The sequence below is a fragment of the Microbulbifer hainanensis genome, assembly GCF_014904735.1.
Lineage (GTDB): Bacteria > Pseudomonadota > Gammaproteobacteria > Pseudomonadales > Cellvibrionaceae > Microbulbifer > Microbulbifer hainanensis.
Genome location: NZ_JACZCR010000056.1, coordinates 1 through 1454, shown reverse-complemented (window position 1 = coordinate 1454; position 1454 = coordinate 1). Strand labels below are relative to the sequence as shown.

Annotated in this window: 1 rRNA gene; it reads left to right on the top strand. The window is 54.7% G+C overall.

Going from position 1 to position 1454, the window contains the following annotated elements:
• A 5S ribosomal RNA gene (gene rrf / locus IG168_RS21055) occupies positions 1–86 on the top strand; the annotation flags it as partial.
• Positions 87–1454: the final 1368 nt, after the last annotated feature.

Genomic DNA, 1454 nt, shown 5'->3' with positions numbered 1-1454 from the left:
GATCCCTTGCCGAACTCAGAAGTGAAACGCAACATCGCCGATGGTAGTGTGGTGATTCGCCATGTGAGAGTAGGTCATCGTCAGGCTTCTAAATAAAAGAAAGGGCCACCCAATCGGGTGGCCCTTTTTTTATTTACGAAATTTAACCCGGACCTGCTGCCGAACATCGGTGAGAGTAGGGTGAGGAACGGTTGCCGCAGGCAACGCAAAGCACTGCTTTGCGAGTGACGAACGCCTCGCCAAGGATGGCGAGGCCGGGGCCAGATCGAACGCGCAGCAGTCGCGCCACGGATGGCGACTCAGACGTCTGCAACCACTGCATAAAGGCTGGAGCGCCAGCCCGGTTCAAATAAAAGAAAGGGCCACCCAATCGGGTGGGCCTTTTTTTATTTTGGATACGGTGAATTGCTGTTACTACCATGCAGCGCAACGCGCTGCCATGTGAAAACCCATGCACCGCAGGTGCGAAGGTTAGGGCGCCGAAGGCGTCGCGTGCGATGGCGAGCGCAGTTCGACACCCAATGTAGGTCATCGTCTCTCGGGCCTGCCGGGCAGGGGCCAGACCGAACGCACCGCAGCCGCGCCATGGATGGCAACTCGAATGCCCACTGCCACTGCATACAGCCCTCTAAGTTAAAGAAAGGTTGTCCAATCGGGTGGCCCTTTTTATTTTGGATACGATGAATTGCTGTTACTACCATGCAGCGCAACGCGCTGCCATGTGAAAACCCATGCACCGCAGGTGCGAAGGTCAGGCGCCGAAGGCGTCGCACAGCGATGGCGAGGCCGGGGCCAGACCGAACGCGCTGAAGCCGCGCCACGGACGGCGATTCAAATACCCGCAGCCACTGCATGCTAGCTCCCAAATTAAGGGCTTTCCGAAGAGCGTCCTTTTTTATTTATAAAATCCAACTCTGAATTGCTGCAGAATAATTCGAGAGCTGGGTTAAACGTGTTTGCTCCAGAGCATGTAAAACATGCTTGGCGAGCTGCGAACATGTTACCTGGGCGCGAGATGGGAAGGGCCTGATCGAACACGCAGCCGTGCTGTGGACTGCAAGGTAAATACCCATCGCTTTTGCATAAAGGCTCCTGGCAAAGTCACCCAATAGGGTGGCTATTCTTATGCAGGAAAAAAATCCTCCCAAGAAGGGAAAAAGTGCTTGCGCGGTGATGTGCAAGCCCGTATAGTTCGCGCCCTCGCTGCTTGAGAAGCAGTGAGGAGGCAGCTCCAAGTGATTGATTTTCTTAAGAAAATTTCTCCAAGAAAGAGCTTGCCAAGGTCGGAGAGGTCGCTATAATGCGCGCCACTTCAAGGGTCGCCGGAGACGGTGATCGAGGGTTTCAAAAGCGCTGTTAAGCGGCTGCGAAAACCTCAAAAAAGTCTGCCAGAAAGCGCTTGCTAAAGCAGACCGGATGTGTAGAATACGCGTCCCACAGTTAGGGCCTGGCGC